Genomic DNA, 21,286 nt, shown 5'->3' with positions numbered 1-21,286 from the left:
CATGAGCACCACGTCCATAGCCGAGCAGACCTCGGCCACGTCCCTGCTGCGCTTCGCCACGGCCGGATCCGTCGACGACGGCAAGTCCACCCTCGTCGGGCGGCTGCTGCACGACTCCAAGTCCGTGCTGGCCGACCAGCTGGAGGCCGTGGAGCACGCCTCGCGCAGCCGGGGCCAGGAGGCCCCGGACCTCGCTCTGCTCACCGACGGACTGCGGGCGGAGCGCGAGCAGGGCATCACCATCGATGTCGCCTACCGCTACTTCGCCACACCGCGCCGCCGGTTCATCCTCGCCGACACCCCCGGCCATGTGCAGTACACCCGGAACATGGTCACCGGTGCCTCGACCGCCGAGCTGGCGGTCGTCCTGGTGGACGCGCGCAACGGCGTCGTGGAGCAGACCCGCCGCCATGCGGCCGTCGCCGCGCTGCTCCGCGTGCCGCATGTCGTCCTCGCGGTCAACAAGATGGACCTGGTCGACTACGCCGAGCCGGTGTTCGCCGCCATCGCCGAGGAGTTCACCGCCTACGCCGCCTCGCTCGGCGTTCCGGAGATCACCACGATCCCGATCTCCGCACTGGCCGGGGACAACGTCGTGACCGCTTCGGCGAACATGGACTGGTACGGCGGACCGACCGTACTGGAGCACCTGGAGACCGTGTCGGTGAGCACCGACCCGTCCGCCGACCCGGCCCGTTTCCCGGTCCAGTACGTGATCCGGCCGCAGACAGCCGAGCACCCCGACTACCGCGGCTACGCCGGCCAGATCGCCTCCGGTGTGCTGCGCACCGGCGACAGCGTCACCGTCCTGCCCTCCGGCCGGACCAGCACCATCGAGGCCATCGACGCGCTCGGCGTGCCGGTCGATGTGGCCTGGGCGCCGCAGTCCGTGACCGTACGGCTCACCGACGACCTCGACATCTCCCGCGGCGACATCATCGTCCCGGCCGCCTCGGCGCCCACCCCCACCCAGGACATCGAGGCGACGGTCTGCCATCTGCACGACCGGCCGCTGAAGGTCGGTGAGCGGGTGCTGCTCAAGCACACCACCCGCACCGTCAAGGCGATCGTCAAGGACATCCCCTCGCGGCTGACTCTCGACGACCTCTCGCAGCACCCGGCACCGGGCGAGCTGGCGGCCAACGACATCGGCCGGGTGGTCATCCGCACCGCGGAGCCGCTGGCGCTCGACGCCTACGCCGACTCCCGGCGCACCGGGTCCTTCCTGCTGATCGACCCGGCGGACGGAACGACCCTGACGGCAGGCATGGCGGGCGCCGCCTTCGCGGCCTCGGAGGCCGAGGTCGGCGCCGCCCAGGACGACGAGGGGTGGGACTTCTGATGACCATCGACGTCTTCTCGACCTTCGCGAAAGAGGGCGGCCGCATCGGCAGCGGCGTTCGCGGAAGCGGCCAGGGCGGAGTCGGGCGATGTGTGTGCTGACCCCTGGGCAGCACCGCGCCGCCATGTATCCGCACCACTTCCGAAGATCCACTGAACTGCCGGGCGTGACCTGACACCACGGTCGCCCGGCCTGACGAGAGGACTCCCTCCCGTGTCTGCCGATCGCTCCCCCCTCGTCCGACCATCCACCGGCCTGCGGCACGGGGGCCCCCGCCGCCGTCTGTTCGCGGCCGTCATCTCCCTCCCCCTGCTGGCCGGCGCCCTGGGCGCCTGCGGCTACGGCTCCGAGGCCAAGCAGGAGGCCAAGGCTCCGGTGGCCAAGGGCAAGAAGGTCGACGGCCTTGACCAGGTGAAGATCGGCTACTTCTCGAACACGACCCACTCCACGGCACTGGTCGGCCTCGGCGGCAAGGGCCTGATCCAGAAGGAACTGGGCGGCACCCAGGTCACGCCCCGGGTCTTCAACGCGGGCCCGGCCGAGATCGAGGCCCTCAACTCCGGTGCCATCGACATGGGCTGGATCGGCCCCTCCCCCTCGATCAACGGCTGGACCAAGTCCCACGGCAAGAGCCTGAAGATCATCTCCGGCTCCGCCTCCGGTGGTGTCTCGCTCGTGGTCGACCCGAAGAAGATCAAGAGCCTGGACGACCTCAAGGGCAAGACGATCGCCACCCCGCAGCTGGGCAACACCCAGGACGTGGCGCTCCTCAACTACCTGGCCGAGAAGGGCTACAAGGTCGACGCGACCACCGGCAAGGGCGATGTCTCCATTGCCCGTACGGACAACAAGGTGACTCCGGTCGCCTTCAAGAGCGGCGATATCGACGGCGCATGGGTCCCCGAGCCCACGGCGTCCAAGCTGGTCGCGGAGGGTGGGAAGGTCCTCCTCGACGAGAAGAAGCTCTGGAAGGACGGCAAGTTCGTCATCACGAACCTGATCGTCTCCCAGAAGTTCCTCAAGCAGCACCCGGATGTCGTCGAGGCGGTGCTGCGCGGCTCGGTGAGGACCAACGCGTGGATCAAGGACCACCCCGAGGACGCGAAGAAGGCCATCAACGCCGCCCTGGAGAAGGACACCGGCAAGCCGCTGCCGGCCGAGGTGCTCGACCCCGCCTTCAAGAACGTCGAGATCACCGATGATCCGCTGGCGTCCACGCTGAACCGCGAGGCCGACCACGCGGTCAAGGCTGGGCTGCTCCAGAAGCCCGACCTCAAGGGCATCTACGACCTCACCCTGCTCAACAAGGTGCTGAAGGCCGAAGGCAGGCCCGAGGTCGACGACGCCGGTCTCGGCTCCAAGTAACCAGCAACCGGATCGCTCCCCAGGAGGTGACACTCATGGCCACCACCACGCTCACCAAGGCGGCCGCGGACGACACGGCAGTGTCCTACGCCGCCCGTATCGACCACGTCTCGAAGTCTTTCGGCCGGCCCGGTGCTCAGCAGCTCGTACTGGATGACATCACCCTCGACGTCGCACCCGGCGAGTTCGTCACCCTTCTGGGGGCCTCCGGCTGCGGTAAGTCCACGCTGCTCAACCTGGTCGCGGGGCTGGACAGGCCCTCCGCCGGGGCCATCGAGGTGCCCGGCGGACGGCCGGCGCTGATGTTCCAGGAGCACGCTCTCTTCCCGTGGCTCACCGCGGGCAGGAACATCGAACTCGCCCTGCGGATGCGGGGCCTGCCCAAGCCCGAACGGCGCCCGGAGGCCGAGCGCCTGCTGGAACTCGTACGGCTGAAGGGCGCGTACGGCAAGCGGGTGCACGAGCTGTCCGGCGGTATGCGGCAGCGGGTCGCCCTCGCCCGGGCACTCGCCCAGGACAGCCAGCTGCTGCTGATGGACGAGCCCTTCGCCGCCCTGGACGCCATCACCCGTGACGTCCTGCACGACGAGCTGACCCGCATCTGGCGGGAGACCAACCTCTCCGTCCTCTTCGTCACCCACAACGTCCGCGAGGCCGTACGGCTCGCCGAGCGGGTCGTCCTGCTGTCGTCCCGCCCGGGCCGTATCGCCCGGGAGTGGCAGGTCGACATCCCCCAGCCGCGCCGGATCGAGGATGCCGGGGTCGCCGACCTGTCCGTAGAGATCACCGAACAGCTGCGGGGAGAGATCCGTCGACATGGCCAGCACTGATACCAAGCAGTCCGCCGACGCCGCACCCGACCAGCTCGCCGGGCTGGAGGCGGGCCTCGACGCGCTGGAGACCCGGGCCGCGCAGCGTGCGCCGATCGGCCGGACCCTGCTCTCCAAGGTCGTGCCGCCGATCGTGGCCATCGCGATCGTGCTGGCGCTGTGGCAACTCGCCTACCACTTCGAGGTCAAGGAGCACTATCTGCTCCCCAGCCCGCTGGAGGTGGGCCGCAGTCTCCAGGACAAGTGGCTGGACGGCACGCTCCTGGGCTATGTGTGGACCAGCGTCTCGCGGGGCGCGCTCGGCTTCCTGGTCTCCGTCGCGATCGGCACCCCGCTGGGACTGATCGTCGCCCGGGTCAAGCCGGTACGGGCCGCGATCGGCCCGATCCTCTCCGGGCTCCAGTCACTGCCGTCCGTCGCCTGGGTGCCCGCCGCGATCATCTGGTTCGGGCTCACCGACGCCACGATCTACGCCGTGGTGCTCCTCGGCGCCGTACCGTCGATCGCCAACGGCCTGGTGGCGGGCGTCGACCAGATACCGCCGCTGTATCTGCGCGCCGGGCGCGTCATCGGGGCGACCGGGCTGCGCGCCGTACGACACGTCCTGCTCCCGGCCGCCCTGCCCGGGTACATCGCCGGTCTCAAACAGGGCTGGGCCTTCTCATGGCGCTCCCTGATGGCCGCCGAACTGATCGTGAACGCCGCCGACCTGGGCGTGGGGCTGGGCCAGCTGCTCGAGCAGGGCCGGGAACTCCAGGACATGTCCTGGGTCCTCTCGGCGATCCTCCTCATCCTCATCGTCGGCATCGGTATCGAACTGCTGGTCTTCGCCCCGATCGAGCGGCGCGTCCTGCGCAGCCGCGGCCTTCTCACCAAGAGCTGACCATGCTTCATGCCCCTCCCGTCCTGCTGATCGTCGCCCACGGCAGCCGCGACCCGCGGCACGCGGCGACCGTCACCGCGCTCACCGAGCGTGTGCGGTCGCTGCGGCCCGGGCTGCGCGTCGAGACCGGCTATCTGGACTTCTGCGCGCCGAGCGTGCACCAGGTCCTGAAGCGGCTCACGGCCGAGGGCGTACAGGACGTGGTCGCGCTCCCCCTGCTGCTCACCCGCGCCTTCCACGCGAAGGCCGATATCCCGGCGGTCCTCCACGAGGCGTCGGCCCGGCTGCCGCAGCTCTCCCTCCGGCAGGCCGATGTGCTCGGCCCGTCGCCACTCCTCACGGCCACCCTCGAACGGCGGCTGTACGAAGCCGGGGTACGCCCCGGCGACCGTCGCTCGACCGGGGTCGTCCTGGCCTCGGCAGGCTCCTCCGACCCGGAGGCGATCGCAGTGATCGCTGACATCGCGCGGGAGTGGCGGCACACCGGTTGGTGCGCCGTGCGGCCTGCGTTCGCCTCCGCATCGCTCCCCCGCACCGCGGACGCAGTAAGGGCACTGCGCGCCGAGGGGGTGGAGCGGGTGGCCGTCGCCCCGTATGTCATCGCCCCCGGGTTCCTGCCCGACCGGATCGCGACCGGCGCCCGGGAGGCCGGGGCGGATGTCCTGGCCTCCGTGCTCGGCGATGCCCCCGAATTGGCCCGTCTGCTGCTGCAGCGCTACGACGCGTCGCGCGTATCACGCCTGACGGCCCTCACCGCCTGAACCCAGCCCCGCCACAGCCACCCGGCCGCTCGGGTGTCCACGGGCCGTCGGGGCAGCCGAGTGCCGGCGCTGCCTCAGCCGCAGCCGGATCACACGGCCCGACCGCTGGGCCGTACCACTCACTACTCCGTCATCGCCATGAGCTTGAGCACCGTGTTCCAGTTGCGGGCGGTGGCGACGACATCGGCAGTGGCCTTCGCAAGCACCGGCATCAGCTTGCTGGTGCCCAGACCCTGGGGGCAGTGCACAAAGATCTCGCGCTCACCGATCCGGAACTCGTCCGGAAGGTAGGCCGAGGCGTCGATGGTGCTCAGCCGGCCGGCGTCGGGAGGCGCCGACAGGAAGGTCACGACCAGCTTCGACGGCTCGAACGACGAGGGCGGGAAAGGGTTGCGTCCGGCCGCGGCCCGTAGCTCCGCCGCACTGAGGACGATGCAGGACACCTCGAAGCCGAAGCGCCCGGCGAGCGCCTGCTCCAGGTCGCGCGCCAGCAGCCGGGGGTCCTTCTCCGGGCTGGTGAACACGGCGTTCCCGCTCTGCAGATGCGTACGGACGGCGCCGTGGCCCAGACCGGTCAGCAGCTCGCGCAGCGCCGCCATCGGCACCTTCTTCTGCCCGCCCACATTGATACCGCGCAGCAGCGCCACATAGGTCGTCACGGCGGCACCCTACGGGATACGCCGTGGGCCCGCGCGGGGCGTCACCGCGCCCCACAGGCCGTCGGGGGTCTGCCTTTCTCGTAGACGGTCAGGCCCCGGGAGAGACGGAGCGGGACCAGGAGCAGTTCGACGACGAGCGCCTTCCACGCGTAGTAGAGGTTCACCACCTTCGCCGGGTACACGCAGGGAATGTTCGCCAGCACTCTCAGAACCGGCAGCTTCCGCCTCCGGGCCGCATAGAGCAGGGGAGGCACGGTGAGGAGTATGTCGGCACCGGCCCACCAGGCCAGGGCCGATGGCAGGGACTGTTCTGTCGTGGCGGCGAGGAACAGAGGCGAGGCCCACCACAGCGGTGCCGTGACGATCTCCAGCAGCGCGAGAACGATCCAGACGGCGAGCAGGGGCTTCCTGAGGATCAGACCGCCCATGTGCAGGCGGACGTTCTGACAGAACCCGGCCATCCAGCGCCACACCTGCTTGCGCAGGTAGGTCAGGGTCTCGGGGTCGGCGGCCCATGCCTCGGCCTCGCTGACATAGACGGCTCTCCGGCCCGCGATCTGCTGGGACCAGGTGAAGTCCATGTCCTCCACGATGGTCCGCTCGGGAAAACCGCCGAAGGCCACCAGGGCGTCACGCCGGAAGGCCGAGCAGCAACCCGAGCAGACCACGGGGCTGTTGGCGCTGTTCTGGATGGGCCGGTGCCAGTGGAATCCGAAGAGGTACTCGACGGCCCGGCCCCGCTCCCACACCGTGCGCGTGTGCCGGGTCTGCACAGTGCCGGCGGCCACCACCACCTCGGGGTCGTCGAAGGCCGGTGTGATTCTCTCGATGTAGTCCGGTGCCAGGACGGTGTCGGCGTCGACCGCGAGCACCAGTTCGGTGGAGCAGTGCGGCAGCGCGTAGTTCTGTGCCTTCGCCTTGCTGCCGAGGTTGTGCGGCGGTGTCAGAACCCTCGCCCCGTATGCCTTCGCCACCTCCCCCGTGCGGTCCGTCGAGCCGTCGTCGATCACCAGGACCTCGTCGGCCGGGACCGTCTGCCGGAAGACGGACTCCAGGGTCGCCGGCAGTCCTTCCTCTTCGTTGTGCGCCGGGACGATGACGGTGAGACCGCGCATGTCTTCTTCCCCCGAATTCCCCCGAGTGCCATGGCCGCATGGCCCATGACGGCGATCAGTCCGACGACGCCGTAGACGATGGTGCCCAGACCGATGAACGGCAGGCCCCCGTGCATCTCGTCCTCCTTCTGTGCCGCGTGTTGGCGTCTTTCCGTGACCGACAGTAGTCAGTTGCGCTGATTCCTGCCGGGATCCGTCACGGCCTGTGGATAACTCCCGCGGCCCCCTCTCAGAAGACACAACTTCCCGGAGCCACAACGAACCGGCCGCCGCGCCCCGTGGGGGAGGGCGCGGCGGCCGGCTGCCGCTGGAGCCTGCGAAGGGTTACTCCACGACCTTCAGCAGCTTGTTCGGGGTGCCCTCGCTCGGGTTGCTGATCTTGCCAGCCGTGGCGCCGTCGGTCAGCGCCCCGGCGACCTGCTCCGGGGTGGCGGCCTGGTGCTTGCCGAGGTAGACGGCGGCGGCGCCCACCACGTGCGGGGTGGCCATCGAGGTACCGGAGATCGTCTTCGTGCCGTCGTCGCTGTCGTTCCAGTCGGAGGTGATCTCCGAGCCCGGAGCGTAGAGGTCGACGACGCTGCCGAAGTTGGAGAAGTCGGACTGCTCGTCGCCCTCGGTGCTGGAGGCGACGGTGATCGCCTCCTTCACCCGCGACGGGGAGCCCTGGCCGGCGTCGGAGGACTCGTTGCCGGCCGCGACGGCGAAGGTGACACCGGAGGCGATGGCCTTCTTCACGGCCGCGTCCAGCGCCTCGTCGGCCCCGCCGCCGAGGCTCATGTTGGCGACCGAGGGGCCCTGGTGGTTCTTGGTGACCCAGTCGATGCCCGCGACGACCTGCTCGGTGGTGCCGGAGCCCTGGTCGTCCAGGACCCGGACCGCCACGATCTTGGCCTTCTTGGCGACCCCGTGCTCCGCACCGGCGATGGTGCCGGCGACGTGGGTGCCGTGGCCGTTGCCGTCGTCCGCCGAGTCGTCACCGTCGACGGCGTCGAAGCCCGAACTCGCCCGTCCCTCGAAGTCCTTGTGCGTGGTGCGCACACCGGTGTCGATGACGTACGCCGTGGCACCCTCGCCCGCGCCGTCCGGGTAGGTGTACTTCTTGTCGCCCGCGGTGTCGTCCTGGTCGATGCGGTCCAGGCCCCAGGACGGCGGGTTCTCCTGGGTGGCGTTGATGCTGAACTTCTTGTTCTGTACGACCTTGCCGACAGCCGGGTCCGCGGCGAGCCGCTTCGCCTCGGTCTCGGTGAGACCGCCGGCGGAGAAGCCGTTGATCGCGGAGGAGTAGGTGCGCTTCAGCTTGCCGCCGTACTCCTTGGCGAGGTCGGCCTTGTCGCCCTTCGACGCCGCCGTTGCGGCCTTGTTGTCCAGGAGCACGATGTAGCTGCCGCTGACGGCGCCCATGGCGTCGGCGCCGTAGATCTTGCCCGTGGCGGGCGCGGGGCTCGCGCCCGCGGGGAGGGACAGCAGGGTGCCTCCGGCGACGACGGCGGCAGCGGCGGATATCGCCACGGTGAGCCGACGCTTGCCGTAACGCTTGTGTGAAGCCATGAAGAGGGTTCTCCTCGATTGCTGTGTGGGGGGTTGAAGCGTTGTTGCAATCGCCCCGGCGCACAGGAAGATCTACGCCCGGGTGGTTCGAAACCCTGACCGATCGACGCGAGCAATTCAATGACAACGGTGTGACAACTCACAGGTGTGACGCACACAACAAACGTACAGAACTCCAAACGACCGCAAAAGGGATCCAGTTGAGGCAGGTTGCCTCAACTCCCTTTATTTGACCGGGATCAGGGGCCCACTCGTGGTGCGGCGCCACCTCATCAGCACGTGTACGGGGACCGCGCCCCGGCCCCCGTACGCCTGCCCCCGGCTCAGGCCGTCGTCTCGAACGACTTGATGGTGCGGGTGAAGTCCCGGGTGGACAGCAGCAGTTTGTAGATGATGGCCAGCTCGAAGACGAGCAGCAGGGCGGCCGCGCCGATGGTCACCGGTGCGACGGCATCCACCGCGGGGGCGACGATGAAGACGGCCATCTGGAACTCGATCCCGCTGACCAGGTGGGTACGGATGCGATGACGCATCAGGAACGAGCGGAAGCGGATGTACCAGGGGAAGCGGTGCCGGAACTCCTGGTGCAGATCCACGATCTCCGGGCGCCGCTGCTCGTCCAGGGCCCCGGGTCGGGCCTCCGCCGGCGTACGGTCCTGGTCGGCGTCGGCCTCGGGGTTGTCCCGCAGCAGGTCCTCCATGAAGGCAAGTTCCCGCTCGTTCTCGGCACGGCGCGCCGCGCGCACCCGCGCCTTGATCTGCTTGCGCATCCCATGACGGATCTTGAAGATCTGCAGGGAGTCGACATAGCGCAGCATGTCGAGGAAGACGACGGCGAGCGCCAGCCAGAGATGCAGCACCTCGCCGGTACGGACGTACTGGCCGCCCATCAGGGCGATGGCACAGGCCAACACCCGTACTCGGTCGAAGACATAGTCGAGCCAGGCGCCGAAGACCGAATCGGTTCCGGTCAGCCGCGCCAGCTTGCCGTCCATGCAGTCGAGGATGAAGCTCACGTGATAGAGGGCGGCGCCGGCCAGCAGCCACCCCCAGCTGCCGGCGGCGAAGCATGCCGCGGCGCCGAGGCCGAGGAGGAGCGCGAGCCAGGTGATCTGGTTCGGCGTGGCCCGGGTCCACATCGCCGTCCAGCGGACGAGTGGTGTGGCGACCGGATCCACCAGGAGCACGGTCCACCATGCGTCACGCTTCTTCTCGGTGGTGCGACGCACCTCGGCGAGGGCCGGTATGTCTCGGGGCATGGTCAACTTCCTGCCTGCGGAGTGAGTTCACCCGACGTTAGGAATGCCGTCACCCAAGAGACAAGATTCGCCCCGCACAACCTTTACCCATGGGTATCCGTCTCCCCTACTGCTGAGGTCGGTGGCCTTCCCAGGCTTCCGGCCGTGCCCCGGCGAGGCCGGCGCGATACGCCCGGGTGCGTTCCCGGGCGCCGTCCCCGGTGGCCCTCCGTGCGCTGGAGGCGGCCTCGTGCCCCTCTCGGCCGGCCCGGGCCACTGACGGCCACCGGCGGGAACCCACACCACCCACCACCGCACCACCGTCTCACCACCGCGACTGCGAGACTGTCCCGTACGGTACGGCGGACGGCGGAGGTACGGCATGGCGCGGGGGCGAGTGGTGCCCTTCACCGAGGAGCGGGCGCGGTATGTGCTCCAGAAGGCCGGACATCCGGCCGGGGACGCGCGGTTGCTCGCGCTGGGGGAGAACGCCGTCTTCGGAATCGGCACCGACGGGCCGGTCGTCCGCGTGGGCCGCAGCGCCGAGCTGCTGGAGCGTATGGGGCGTGAGCTGCTGACCGCGGCCTGGCTCGCCGAGCAGGGCGTCCCGGCCGTCCGGCCGGCCGGTCCCGGGACCGCTGCCCGGTTGGTGGACGGGCACCCGGTGACGGTGTGGCAGCGGCTGCCGGACGCCGTGCGCCCGGCGGACGCCGCCGATCTGGCCGAGCTGCTCCGGCTGGTGCACCACCTGCCCTCCCCGCCCTTCCCGCTGCCCCGGCGCGACCTGCTGGGCGGCGTGGAGCGCTGGCTGCGGCTCGCCGGTGACGCGATCGACCCCGCCGACGCGGCGTTTCTGCGCCGGCGGCGGGACCGGTTCGCGACAGCCGCCGCAAACCTCGTACCGCAGCTGCCTCCCGGCCCGATCCATGGCGACGCGCTGCCCCGCAATGTGCACATCGGCCCCGAGGGCCCGGTCCTCGTCGACCTCGAGACCTTCGCCGACGATCTGCGCGAGCACGATCTCGTGGTGATGGCACTGGCCCTGGACCGCTACGGCCTTCCTCCGGAGGAGCACGCCCGGTTCACGACCACCTACGGCTGGGACGTACGGGACTGGGACGGCAGTGAGGTGCTGCGCGGGGCCCGGGAGACGGCCGCCTGCGCATGGGTGGCCCAGCACGCCCCCGGAAACCCGGCCGCCCTCGGCGAGTTCCGCAGAAGGATCACCTCACTGCGCACGGAGGACACCCGGGTCCGCTGGTACGCCTTCTGAGTCCGCCGGTGCGCCCTCCGACCGCCCCGACGCCCCTTGCCAAGCTGCCCGGCTGCCCAGCTCCCCGACTCCCCGGCTCCACTGGCTCCCCGCCCCCGACGATCCCTACGGCTGCGAGGGGTCCGGCGGGACCGACGGCTCCGGCGACACCGACGGCACGGACGGCACCGGGGCGGCCGCCGCGCGCTGAGCCGGAATCAGCGGCCAGGCCGGCTCCACATACGCCCGCGGGTCCGATGTCCGGCGCAGAAACCGCTGAAACGACTCCGCCTGCTCCGCGGCGGCCCGTATCTGGAGGTCGTGCAGCGCCCGGAGGTCGAGCACTCCGAGGTCCGTGTGCTTCTCCCCGATCCGCAGGGCCACTTCGGCCGCGGCCATGGCATCGGCGCCCGCCTCATGAGCACCGGTCAGCCGCACACCGTAATGGGCGCACAGCGCCTCCAGGGTGCGTTTGCCCTTGCGGTAGCGGTCGGCGTGCTTGTCCAGCACCAGAGGGTCGATGACCGGCCCGGGGGCCCGGCCGAGCCGGGCGGACAGCGGCGCGACGCCGTGCCGCAGGCACTCCCGGTCGAGCAACGACAGGTCGTACCGGGCGTTCATGACGGCCAGCGGACGCCCGGCGCGCAGGACGTCGGCGACGGCTTCCACGATCTCGCCGACCCCCTCCGCCGCCGCCCTGCCCCGCTCCCGGGCCTGCTCGGTGGAGATGCCGTGGATCGCCGTGGCCCCGTCGGGAATCGGCACTCCGGGGTCCAGCAGCCAGGTCCGCCCGGGGGCCGCGCTGCCGTCCGGCTCGAGCCGGACGAGCGCCGCGGTCACAATGCGGTCGCGCTCGATGTCGGTGCCCGTGGTCTCCAAGTCGAAGCCCGTCAGCGGCTCATGGTGCCAGCCCATACCTGCGGCCCCCCTCTTCTGTGGTGCGTTCCCCCTGATGGCTTCCACCCTCCCATGCCCCACTGACAGCCGGCCCGGGAGCGAGTGGCCGCTCAGGACACGGGCCGGGAGTCCGTCCACACGCTCTCGAACTCCTCGCGGTAGGTCTGGAAGAGCCCGTGGTCGGCGTCCGCGCCACGCTCCTGCACCAGGTCGCGTCCGCCGCCGCGCAGGACGAGCACCGGGACCTCCATCCCCCGCGCTTTGCGCAGATAGGACTGGACGACCGCCAGACCGTCGGCTCCGTCCCCATTGACCAGGTAAGCGGTGAAACGGGGCGTCTCGTCGAAGACACGGATCTCGAAGCCGCCGGTGTCCCTCAGCCGGGCCCGCACCCGCCGCATATGCATGATGTTGGTCTCCACCGTGCGGCTCAGCTCCCCCTTCTTCAGACCGAGTTCACGCTCCCTGCGGCGCACCGCGCTGCTGGCGGGGTTGAGGAACAGCAACCGGGTACGGCAGCCGGACTCGGCGAGCCGGACCATGCGCCGGCCCGAGTAGTTCTGCACCAGGAGATTCAGGCCTATGCCGATGGCGTCGAGCCGGCGGGCGCCGCCGAAGAGGTCCTCGGCCGGCAGCTGCCGTTGCAGCCGTACGCGGTCGGAGTGCACCCCGACGACATCGGCGTACCGGTCGCCGACCAGGTCCTCCACGGCGTCGACGGGGAGCCGGTCGGCCGAGGGTGTGCCCGTGCCGCTGCCGAGGATCTCCAGCAGCCGGGCCGAGGCCCGTTCGGCCTGCGCCAGGACCGTCGCGGAGAGCGCACGGTTGCGGGAGACGACGTTGCGCGCCACCTCGAGCTCGTCCAGCGCGAGTTCCAGATCGCGGCGGTCGTCGAGATAGGGCTCGAAGCAGGGCCAGTGCTGGACCATCAGCTCGCGGAGCTGCGGCAGGGTCAGAAAGCTGACGACGTTGTCGTCCGCGGGGTCGAGCAGATAGCCCTTGCGCCTGCTGACCTCTCGTACGGCGACGGCGCGCTGGACCCACTCGTGACCGGCCGGCCCGGCGGCGGCGACCACCCACTCGTCGCCGTGCACGGGTTCGTAGATGGGGCGCAGCACCGCGGCGACGACCGCCCGCAGCCGCTGCTCGACCAGGTTCAGCCAGATATAGGCCCGCCCTGCCCGCCGGGCACGCGTACGCACTTCGGTCCAGGCGTCGGCGCCCCAGTCCAGTTCCGCTCCGATCTCCATCGGCCGCGCAAGGGACACCGCGCCCGGTGGGACGTCAGCGGCGCCTCCCTGCTGACTTCCGTCACCAGGGGGCAGCTCAAGCCCGCCCGAGCTCACCTGTGCACCGCCTTCCGCCCCCGTTCCACGATCAAGGAAGGGTACTGCGTGGGCGGAGGGCGGTGCACCCTCATCCGTTCACTGGTCTACCAACTCGCTTTACGGCTGCGTCGGTTGGCCGTTCTGGTTGGCGAGGCCTGCCGGGGTGAGCGGGTTCATGGCGGTCACATCGCGCGGTGCGAGCTGGAAACCCTGCCAGTGGACGGGCATCGGGGTCTGGTCCTCGTCACGCGCCACATGGTGGAAACCGACGTTCACCCAGACGATGGGGTGCTTGAGCGTCTGGCCGTTGACCCACGTGTCCACACTGGTGCCGGAGCAGTTGCGGTTGTGACTGGCGAACTGCTGGCAGGAGTCCCACTGGGTGAAGAAGACATCGTTCTTGGTGTACGGGCGCCCGGGGTACTTGTTGCTGTGGCCGAGGACGATCTCGTACGACCGCGGGTGGTTGTCCTTGTTCTTGCCCCGAGTGCTCACCACGCGCCACCAGCGCTGTGCTCCGGTGTTGCCGGCCAGCTCCTTGGTGACCTCGGTGCGCTTGGTGCTGGTCGTCGGTGTCCGGCCGGGGCGGTCGGTGGTCTTCGCGTCGAACTGCTGTACCTTGCCGGGCGCGCCGTCGAGACCGAAGTTCAGCCGCCAGAAGACGTTGTGGCTGTGGCTGGTGGCGTAGGCCTTGGCGCCCTTGCCGACGGGCCAGCCCCGCCCGTCGCCCGCGTCGTAGTCGAACGGGGACAGATTGCCGGTGGCGCCGACCTGGGTGGAGATGGTGCCGTCGTCGGAGAACCGCCACTCGGTGATGTACTCGTACCAGCCGACCTTGTTGACGCTGTAGACGAGCAGGTCCTTGCCCTGGGCGGACCAGACGGTGCCGCCCTCGTCCGCGGCGGCGCGGTAGGCGTGGCCGCGGGCGCGGGTGGTGGTGCACAGACCGTTGACCGCGTCCGCGTGCGGGAGCTCGACCTTCTTGAGGGTGCCGCCGGGGCACTCCTGGGGCGAGAGGTTCTGTACACCCTCGCCGAAGCCGTAGCTGGTGAGGTCGTCGAACTCGTTCTTGCCGTCGTCGTACGGCACATGGACCTGGCCGAGTTTGGCGGTGGTGAGGACCGGTATGGGGCGGGCCTCGCCCTTCGGCTGGTAGCTGACCTTGTCCAGCACCAGACCGGCCTTGGACTCGTAGTGCCAGCACATCCGCCAGGTGGTGCCGCCGGAGAGCTTCTGCTCGATCCTTGAGGCGGCGCCGCAGTCCGCGGGGGCTGCCGGGGCCTTGGGCGCGGCCGGGGCCTTGGGCGCTGCCTGGGCGGCGCCCGCCGGGCCCGCCGCGGCGACCGCGCCGCCGAGCAGCACCGTCAGTCCGACGGCGGCCGTCGCCCGTATACGGCCGCGGCTCCGTCCGGGGGCACGGCTCGGCCCGCGGCGCCGACCCCTGGTCTCTCTTCCTTCACGCATGAATGGTGACTCCGTTTTTCTCGCTCAGACGTCCGAACGTCTATCGGATGCGGCCCACGGTGCGGTTGCTGAGGTCGACGACCAGGTGCCGGATGTCGATCCAGGGGCCGTTGCGCACCTTGGTGAACAGCCGCATACAGCGGTGCCGGCCACACTCACGCAGCCCGGCGGGCCCGCTGTTCTCCTCGTCGACCCGGTAGGCCATGCCGGTGGTCTCCAGCTGGTCCGCCGCGGTGAGCGCCTTGCCGGTGGCGTCCTCGTAGTCCTTCTTCAGCTCGGCGCTGAGGGGGCTGTCCAGCAGCACCCGCACGGCCTCGGCGGCCTCGGCGCGCGTCGGCGGCGGCTGCTCGCCGCCCCGGCTGTCGGTGTCCTCGACCTTGCCCGTCGCCAGGTTGACGGTCTTGGTGACGAGCGTGTCGTCCTCGTAGTCGTAGTACGAGATCTCGGCGCGGCGCGGCGGGGTCGTGTCTCCGGCCTCCGAGGGCCGCGGTTCCGCGAGATCCGTGCTGAGCCACTGCGGGCCCGCTCCGCCGGTGACGTTCTCGCTGTCGGCGCGCAGGCCCGGATTCAGGGCGAGCCGCTCCGCGCGCTTCAACTCGTCGTCGGTCAGCGCGTCCCGGCCCGTGCCCCGCTCGCCGACCGGCGGCTGCGACTCGACGACGCCGGGCTGCTGCTGCGTCTGCTGCTGCGTCTGCCCCTGCTGCCCCTGGCCCGGTGCCTGGGCGGCCGCTCCGCCTCGCGTGCCGGCCGGGCCGTCAGCGGCGCCGGCGCTCCCCGGCAGGGTCACTCCGACCATCACCGCGGTGCCGGTCACCGCAATGGCCGCCCCCGCGACCACCTTGCCCAGGTGGCGGCGCATCATGGTGCGCACATGTCCCCCCTCATCGCCCATCTCCCCTAATGAGTGCATACAACGTATGCATCGGTCACCCTGTAGGACGAGCCGTTGTCGTAGGAGGTTGCCCTGCTTTCCAGGAAGATCTGACGAAAGTGCCCCGTAACTCCGCTGGTTGGACAAGGGTTCCTGTTCGGTCGGGGATTCGCCGTCTCGCGGAGCCCGGATCAGAAGTGGAAGAGTCGACATCATGCAGGTCTGGCCGGGACAGGCGTATCCCCTCGGCGCCACGTACGACGGCGCCGGGACGAACTTTGCCGTCTTCTCCGAAACCGCCAGCAGGATCGAGCTGTGCCTGCTGCACGACGACGGCTCGGAGACGGCGGTGGAGCTCCGCGAGTCCGACGCGTTCGTCCGGCATGCCTATCTGCCGGGTGTCATGCCGGGGCAGCGGTACGGCTTCCGGGCCCACGGGCCCTACGAGCCGGCCCGCGGGCACCGCTGCAACTCGGCGAAGCTGCTGCTGGACCCGTACGCGAAGGCCGTCAGCGGCCGGATCGACTGGGACGAGGCGGTCTACGGCTATCACTTCGGCAGGCCGTCCGAACGCAACGACCTGGACTCCGCGCCCCACACGATGACCTCCGTCGTGGTCAACCCCTACTTCGACTGGGGGGACGACCGGCCGCCGCGGACCGACTACCACCGGACGGTGCTCTACGAAGCCCATGTGAAGGGTCTGACGATGCTCCACCCGGCTCTGCCGGACGAGCTGCGGGGCACGTATGCGGCGCTCGCCCACCCCGCGATCATCGAACATCTGACCGAGCTCGGGGTGACGGCGCTCGAACTGATGCCCGTCCACCAGTTCATCCATGACCACCGTCTGGTGGACTCCGGCCTCGCCAATTACTGGGGCTACAACACCATCGGCTTCTTCGCCCCGCACAACGCCTACGCCTCCTGGGGCGACCGCGGTCAACAGGTGCTGGAGTTCAAATCCGCCGTCCGGGCCCTGCACCAGGCCGGCATCGAAGTCATCCTCGACGTGGTCTACAACCACACCGCCGAGGGCAACCACCTCGGTCCGACGCTGTCCTTCCGGGGCCTGGACAACGCCTCGTACTACCGGCTGGCCGACGATCCGCGCTACTACATGGACACGACCGGGACCGGGAACTCGCTGCTGATGCGCAGCCCGCACGTCCTCCAGCTGATCATGGACTCACTGCGCTACTGGGTGACCGAGATGCGGGTGGACGGATTCCGCTTCGATCTCGCGGCGACCCTGGCCCGCCAGTTCCACGAGGTGGACCGGCTGTCGTCCTTCTTCGACCTGGTGCAGCAGGACCCGGTGGTCAGCCAGGTCAAGCTGATCGCCGAACCGTGGGACGTGGGCGAGGGCGGCTATCAGGTGGGCAACTTCCCGCCGCTGTGGACCGAGTGGAACGGCAAGTACCGGGACACGGTGCGGGATCTGTGGCGGGGCGAGCCGCGCACGCTGGCGGAGTTCGCCTCCCGGCTCACCGGCTCCTCCGATCTCTACCAGAGCGACGGGCGGCGGCCCATCGCCTCCGTGAACTTCGTGACCTGCCACGACGGCTTCACCCTGCACGACCTGGTGGCGTACGACCAGAAGCACAACGAGGCCAACGGCGAGGGGAACCGCGACGGCGAGAGCTACAACCGGTCGTGGAACTGCGGAGCGGAGGGGCCGACCGACGACCCGGGGGTGCTGTCGCTGCGCGGCCGTCAGCAGCGCAACTTCATCGCGACGCTCATGCTCTCGCAGGGCGTGCCGATGCTCAGTCACGGCGACGAGTTCGGGCGTACGCAGGGCGGCAACAACAACGCCTACTGCCAGGACAGCGAGCTGTCCTGGGTTCACTGGCCGGGCCCGGACGCGGACAGCCGGCTCCTGGAGTTCACCCGTTCGATGGTGTGGCTGCGACGGGACCACCCGGTCTTCCGGCGCCGCCGCTTCTTCCAGGGCAGGCCGGTGGAGGGCACGCACGACGACCTCTCGGACATCGCGTGGTTCACTCCTCAGGGGGAGGCGATGCGGCAGCGCGACTGGCAGGCCGCGTCCGCCCGCTCGCTCACGGTCTTCCTCAACGGCCGCGCGATCTCCGAGCCCGGCCCGCGCGGGGAGCGGATCGAGGACGACTCGTTCCTGCTGATGTTCAACGCCAGTGATGAGCCGTTGGACTTCGTGGTCCCGGTCAACCACGGACAGCAGTGGCAGGTGGTGGTGGACACGGCCCGTACGGAGGGGGTGGAGCCGGGAACCGGCCGCAGGGTCAAGGCGGGTGACCGTTTCACCCTGGTGGACAGGAGTCTGACGGTGCTGCAACGCCCGGCGTGACGCTCCTGCCGTACGGCCCGGCCACGCGCGCGTGGCCGGGCCCCGCACGGGACGAGCCACGGATGCACGGGTGGGAGGCACGAAAGCCGCGCCCGGGGGTAGCCCGTATCCATGACGCCTGAGCCGCCTCAGCACGAGCCGTCCGAGCCCGCCCCCCACCGGCCCGTGACGACGGAGCCCACCGCGCCACCCGAACCCGGCGGAGCGCCCACGGCGACGTACCGGCTCCAGCTCCAGCCCGGCTTCCCGTTCTCCGCCGCCACCGCGGCCGTGCCGTATCTCGCCTCGCTCGGCGTCTCCCACCTTCATCTCTCGCCCGTACTGGAGGCGGTGCCGGGCTCGGCCCACGGATACGACGTGGTGGACCACTCGGCCGTACGGGGGGAGCTGGGCGGCGAGGAGGGGCTGCGGGAGCTGTCCCGTACGGCGCGGCGGCACGGCCTCGGACTGGTGCTCGACATCGTGCCGAACCATATGGCGGTGCCGGTCCCGGAGCAGCTGAACCGGCCCCTGTGGGAAGTGCTGCGGGACGGACCCGATTCGCCGTACGCGCGCTGGTTCGACATCGACTGGGAGCAGCACGGCGGACGGGTGCTGCTGCCGGTGCTGGGCGGGCGGCTCGGCGACGAGCTGGAGCACATCGCCCCGGACGGGGACGTGCTGCGGTACCACGACCATGTCTTCCCGGTCCGGCCGGGCACCGCGCACCTGCCACTCCCGGAGCTGCTGGACGTCCAGTGGTACCGGCTCGGCTGGTGGCGGCTGGCCCGCACCGAGCTGAACTACCGGCGGTTCTTCACCATCTCGGAGCTGATCGGTGTGCGGGTGCAGGACCCCGTGGTGTTCGACGCGACGCACGCCAAGGTGCTGGAGCTGCTGCACGACGGTGTCGTGGACGGGCTGCGCGTCGACCACCCGGACGGGCTCGCCGACCCGGGGGCGTATCTGCGGCGGCTCGACCGGGCGACGGGGGGCCGCTGGACCGTCGTGGAGAAGATCCTCACGGGCGGCGAGCGGCTGCCCGCGGACTGGCCGGTCGCCGGCACCACCGGGTACGACGCGCTGCGGCGCGTCGATGGTCTGTTCGTCGACCCGGCGGGGGCGGCGGACCTTCTCGGCGTCTACCGGGGCTTCACGGGGCAGCCCGCCGACCGGGGCGGCGAGTGGGCCGCCACCGAGCGCCGCGCCGGGTACAAGGTCGTCACACACGAACTGGCTGCCGAGGTCTCCCTGCTCGCCCGTACCGCTGCCCGGATCTGCGAGACGACACCGGCTCTGCGCGACCACGCGCCCTGGGCGCTGCGCACGGCCGTGCGGGAGCTGCTGGTACGCGTGCCGGTGTACCGCCCGTACGCGGTCGCGGGAGAGCGGGTGCCGGAGGGCGACACGAAGATGTTGCGGACCGCGGCCGAGGGCGCGCGTGCCGTCTTCACGGTCCCCGAGGAGGCGGACGCGGTGGATCTCGTCCGGGATCTGGCGCTCGGGCTGCTCGGCGCGACACCCGACCACCGGGAGTTCTGCTCGCGCTTCGCCCAGACCTCGTCCGCACTGCGTGCCAAGTCGGTGGAGGACAAGGCCTTCTACCGCTACGCGCCACTGCTGTCGGCCGGGGAGGTCGGCGGCGATCCGGGGAGCCCGGCCGTGTCCGTGGACGGATTCCATGACTTCTGCGCCCGTCTGCAGCGCGACTGGCCGGCGACCGGGACGGTGCTGTCCACGCACGACACCAAGCGGAGCGCGGACGTACGGAGCCGGATCGCGCTGCTGACCGAGGCTCCGGGAGAGTGGGCCGGGCTGGTCGAGCAGCTGACGAAGGAGACGGCGCGCCCGGAAGTGCCGTACGCACCCGGCTCAGCGCCCGGCCGGGCTCCGGAGGGCGCCCCGGCGCCCGCGCCCGCCCCGGACCGGCATGTCGCTTGGACGGCCTGGCAGGCGGCGTTCGGGCTGGGGTTCCCCTGCTGTGACCGGACGCCGCCCGAACGGCTCGTCCCGGCCGTGGTGAAGTCGGTGCGGGAGGCCGGTTTGCGGACCTCCTGGACGGAGGGTGACCCGGCGTACGAGGCAGCGGTGGAGGACTTCGTGACGGCGGGGCCGTGCGGGCCGCCGATGCGTACGGCCGCGCCCTTGATCGATTCGCTCGCCGAGGGAGCCCGCGCCAACATCCTCGGCGCGACGCTGCTGCATCTGACCATGCCCGGAGTTCCCGACGTCTATCAGGGCACGGAGCGGGAGTACACCGCCCTGGTGGACCCCGACAACCGTCGGCCGTTCGGCTGCGAACCCGGCGTCCTCGCCGAACTGGACGCGGGACGGGACCCACGGGGGCTCTCGGAGGACAAGCTCCGGCTCACGGCCACGGCGCTGCGGCTGCGCCGCGCCCACCCGGACTGGTTCGGCGGGTCGGGCCACTACGAACCGCTGGCCTTACGGGGTGCGGCCGCCGTGCACGGTGTCGCCTTCTCCCGGGCGGGCGAGGCCGTCACCGCGGTCACCCGGCTCCCCCGCCGCCTGGAGGAGGCGGGCGGCTGGCGGGACACGGAGGTGATCCTGCCGGAGGGGCGCTGGACCGATCTGCTGTCGGGACGGACGGTGGGAGGCGGCGCAGTGCGGGCCGCAGAGCTGTTCGACGGATCGCCGGTGGCCCTGCTGATCCGGGGATGACCCCGTCCGCCGCATGACCCGGTCCGCCGCATGACCCGGTCCGCCGTATGCCCCGGTCCGCCGTATGACCCGCTCCGCCGTATGCCCCCGTCCGCCGCCCGGGTCGTCCGCCCCGCAGGACGGACCGGCGATCCGCGCAGGAGGGGGCGGGGCTCGCGTGCGTACGCCCTGTGAGTACGCCCAGGGCGTCGCCCGGCGTGTGGACGGGACGGCGGCCCGAGGCGGGTGTACGGCACTCCGCCCGAGGTGTGTTCCGGCACCGCCGCGGCCCGAGGTGTGTACGCCCCGATCAGACCTCGTCCAGGACCGGCCAGGTGCTGTCGGCGGCGCGCCAGTGGGTGAGCCGGGACATGTCACCGCTCCACAGCGCGCGCCCGCACCACTCCGACTCGAACCACGCGTCACTGCCGGAGCAGCCGCGGGGGTCCACGACCAGCTCGACCTCCGGGGCCCGCTGAACGGGGCCGCTTCCGGCCACGAGGGCTCGCAAGGGCCGTACGTACACCCGGCCGTCGGGCCCGGCCCAGAACTCGGCGTCGCTGCCCTGGAGGAGCTCAGCCGCCTCCACAGGCAGCTCGCCCCGCTCCAGAGCCTCCCGGACCGCGCTCAGAGCGGCCCGCCGGGCCCTGCTTCCGGCGGAAACCTTCCTCGCCATGACTCCATGCTCCCTCCGCGCGGTGCGGAATGCACGCGCCGGGCCGGATGCGCGCCCCGGGGCTGCTCCGCGGACGCCCGCTGCTGAT

General features: G+C 70.7%; 16 protein-coding genes and 1 pseudogene. 8 read left to right on the top strand and 9 right to left on the bottom strand.

From position 1 onward, the window contains the following. Position 1: 1 nt before the first annotated feature. The 5 genes from ACTWQE_RS19595 (at position 2) to ACTWQE_RS19575 (ending at position 5,181) form a co-directional block, all read left to right on the top strand. The gene (locus tag ACTWQE_RS19595; protein WP_443330277.1) at positions 2-1,342 is read left to right on the top strand and encodes a sulfate adenylyltransferase subunit 1; all 1,341 of its coding nucleotides are present in this window, start codon (positions 2-4) and stop codon (positions 1,340-1,342) included. A gap of 213 nt (positions 1,343-1,555) precedes the next feature. Next, on the top strand, positions 1,556-2,707 hold the full coding sequence (locus tag ACTWQE_RS19590; RefSeq protein ID WP_443330276.1) for an aliphatic sulfonate ABC transporter substrate-binding protein: 1,152 nt from the start codon (positions 1,556-1,558) through the stop codon (positions 2,705-2,707). A 35-nt stretch (positions 2,708-2,742) separates the two neighbouring features. Beyond that, positions 2,743-3,537, top strand: coding sequence for an ABC transporter ATP-binding protein (locus ACTWQE_RS19585; protein WP_443330275.1), 795 nt, complete (start codon positions 2,743-2,745; stop codon positions 3,535-3,537). Continuing rightward, the gene (locus tag ACTWQE_RS19580) at positions 3,524-4,420 is read left to right on the top strand and encodes an ABC transporter permease (RefSeq protein WP_443330274.1); all 897 of its coding nucleotides are present in this window, start codon (positions 3,524-3,526) and stop codon (positions 4,418-4,420) included. Before ACTWQE_RS19585 ends, ACTWQE_RS19580 begins: the two co-directional genes overlap by 14 nt. A 2-nt stretch (positions 4,421-4,422) precedes the next feature. Continuing rightward, on the top strand, positions 4,423-5,181 hold the full coding sequence (locus ACTWQE_RS19575; protein WP_443330273.1) for a sirohydrochlorin chelatase: 759 nt from the start codon (positions 4,423-4,425) through the stop codon (positions 5,179-5,181). 122 nt (positions 5,182-5,303) lie between these two features. Here ACTWQE_RS19575 and ACTWQE_RS19570 read toward each other — a convergent pair whose 3' ends face one another. From ACTWQE_RS19570 to ACTWQE_RS19555, 4 genes and pseudogenes are all read right to left on the bottom strand, one after another. After that, the gene (locus tag ACTWQE_RS19570; RefSeq protein ID WP_443330272.1) at positions 5,304-5,840 is read right to left on the bottom strand and encodes a DUF1697 domain-containing protein; all 537 of its coding nucleotides are present in this window, start codon (positions 5,838-5,840) and stop codon (positions 5,304-5,306) included. Positions 5,841-6,166: 326 nt separating this feature from the next. Continuing rightward, positions 6,167-6,955: pseudogene (locus ACTWQE_RS19565) on the bottom strand (glycosyltransferase family 2 protein); the annotation flags it as partial. Between the two features lie 324 nt (positions 6,956-7,279). Continuing rightward, positions 7,280-8,503 carry a S8 family peptidase gene (locus ACTWQE_RS19560; RefSeq protein ID WP_443330271.1) on the bottom strand — a complete coding sequence of 408 codons (1,224 nt, stop codon included), beginning with the start codon at positions 8,501-8,503 and terminating at the stop codon, positions 7,280-7,282. A gap of 323 nt (positions 8,504-8,826) precedes the next feature. Beyond that, the gene (locus tag ACTWQE_RS19555; RefSeq protein ID WP_443330270.1) at positions 8,827-9,762 is read right to left on the bottom strand and encodes a CDP-alcohol phosphatidyltransferase family protein; all 936 of its coding nucleotides are present in this window, start codon (positions 9,760-9,762) and stop codon (positions 8,827-8,829) included. A 361-nt stretch (positions 9,763-10,123) separates the two neighbouring features. Here ACTWQE_RS19555 and ACTWQE_RS19550 point away from each other — a divergent pair, with 361 nt between their 5' ends. Further along, positions 10,124-11,014, top strand: coding sequence for a phosphotransferase enzyme family protein (locus ACTWQE_RS19550; RefSeq protein ID WP_443330269.1), 891 nt, complete (start codon positions 10,124-10,126; stop codon positions 11,012-11,014). Between the two features lie 105 nt (positions 11,015-11,119). On the opposite strand, the gene ACTWQE_RS19545 is transcribed toward ACTWQE_RS19550, so the two are convergent. The 4 genes from ACTWQE_RS19545 to ACTWQE_RS19530 form a co-directional block, all read right to left on the bottom strand. Then, positions 11,120-11,908 carry a 3'-5' exonuclease gene (locus tag ACTWQE_RS19545; RefSeq protein WP_443330268.1) on the bottom strand — a complete coding sequence of 263 codons (789 nt, stop codon included), beginning with the start codon at positions 11,906-11,908 and terminating at the stop codon, positions 11,120-11,122. A gap of 92 nt (positions 11,909-12,000) precedes the next feature. Further along, on the bottom strand, positions 12,001-13,236 hold the full coding sequence (locus ACTWQE_RS19540; RefSeq protein ID WP_443330267.1) for an SAV2148 family HEPN domain-containing protein: 1,236 nt from the start codon (positions 13,234-13,236) through the stop codon (positions 12,001-12,003). Between the two features lie 99 nt (positions 13,237-13,335). Further along, positions 13,336-14,682 carry a copper amine oxidase gene (locus ACTWQE_RS19535; protein ID WP_443330266.1) on the bottom strand — a complete coding sequence of 449 codons (1,347 nt, stop codon included), beginning with the start codon at positions 14,680-14,682 and terminating at the stop codon, positions 13,336-13,338. 40 nt (positions 14,683-14,722) lie between these two features. Next, positions 14,723-15,544, bottom strand: a complete 822-nt coding sequence (locus ACTWQE_RS19530) for a Tat pathway signal sequence domain protein (RefSeq protein ID WP_443330286.1) — start codon at positions 15,542-15,544, stop codon at positions 14,723-14,725. A gap of 223 nt (positions 15,545-15,767) precedes the next feature. Here ACTWQE_RS19530 and glgX point away from each other — a divergent pair, with 223 nt between their 5' ends. Together glgX and treY are read left to right on the top strand one after the other, a co-directional pair. Continuing rightward, entirely contained in the window at positions 15,768-17,882 is a 2,115-nt protein-coding gene (glgX, locus tag ACTWQE_RS19525; RefSeq protein ID WP_443330265.1) for a glycogen debranching protein GlgX, read from the top strand. Positions 17,883-17,993: 111 nt separating this feature from the next. Next, complete coding sequence (gene treY / locus ACTWQE_RS19520; RefSeq protein WP_443330264.1) at positions 17,994-20,543, top strand: malto-oligosyltrehalose synthase; 2,550 nt, start codon at positions 17,994-17,996, stop codon at positions 20,541-20,543. 289 nt (positions 20,544-20,832) lie between these two features. On the opposite strand, the gene ACTWQE_RS19515 is transcribed toward treY, so the two are convergent. Further along, positions 20,833-21,198: a hypothetical protein gene (locus ACTWQE_RS19515; protein ID WP_443330263.1), complete on the bottom strand. Its 366-nt coding sequence runs from the start codon at positions 21,196-21,198 to the stop codon at positions 20,833-20,835. Positions 21,199-21,286: the final 88 nt, after the last annotated feature.

This window comes from Streptomyces sp. 8N706 (assembly GCF_052245415.1).
In the GTDB taxonomy this organism is placed as follows: Bacteria; Actinomycetota; Actinomycetes; order Streptomycetales; family Streptomycetaceae; genus Streptomyces.
The sequence above is the reverse complement of the archived record's forward strand: the minus strand, read 5'-3'. Positions and strand labels throughout refer to the sequence as shown.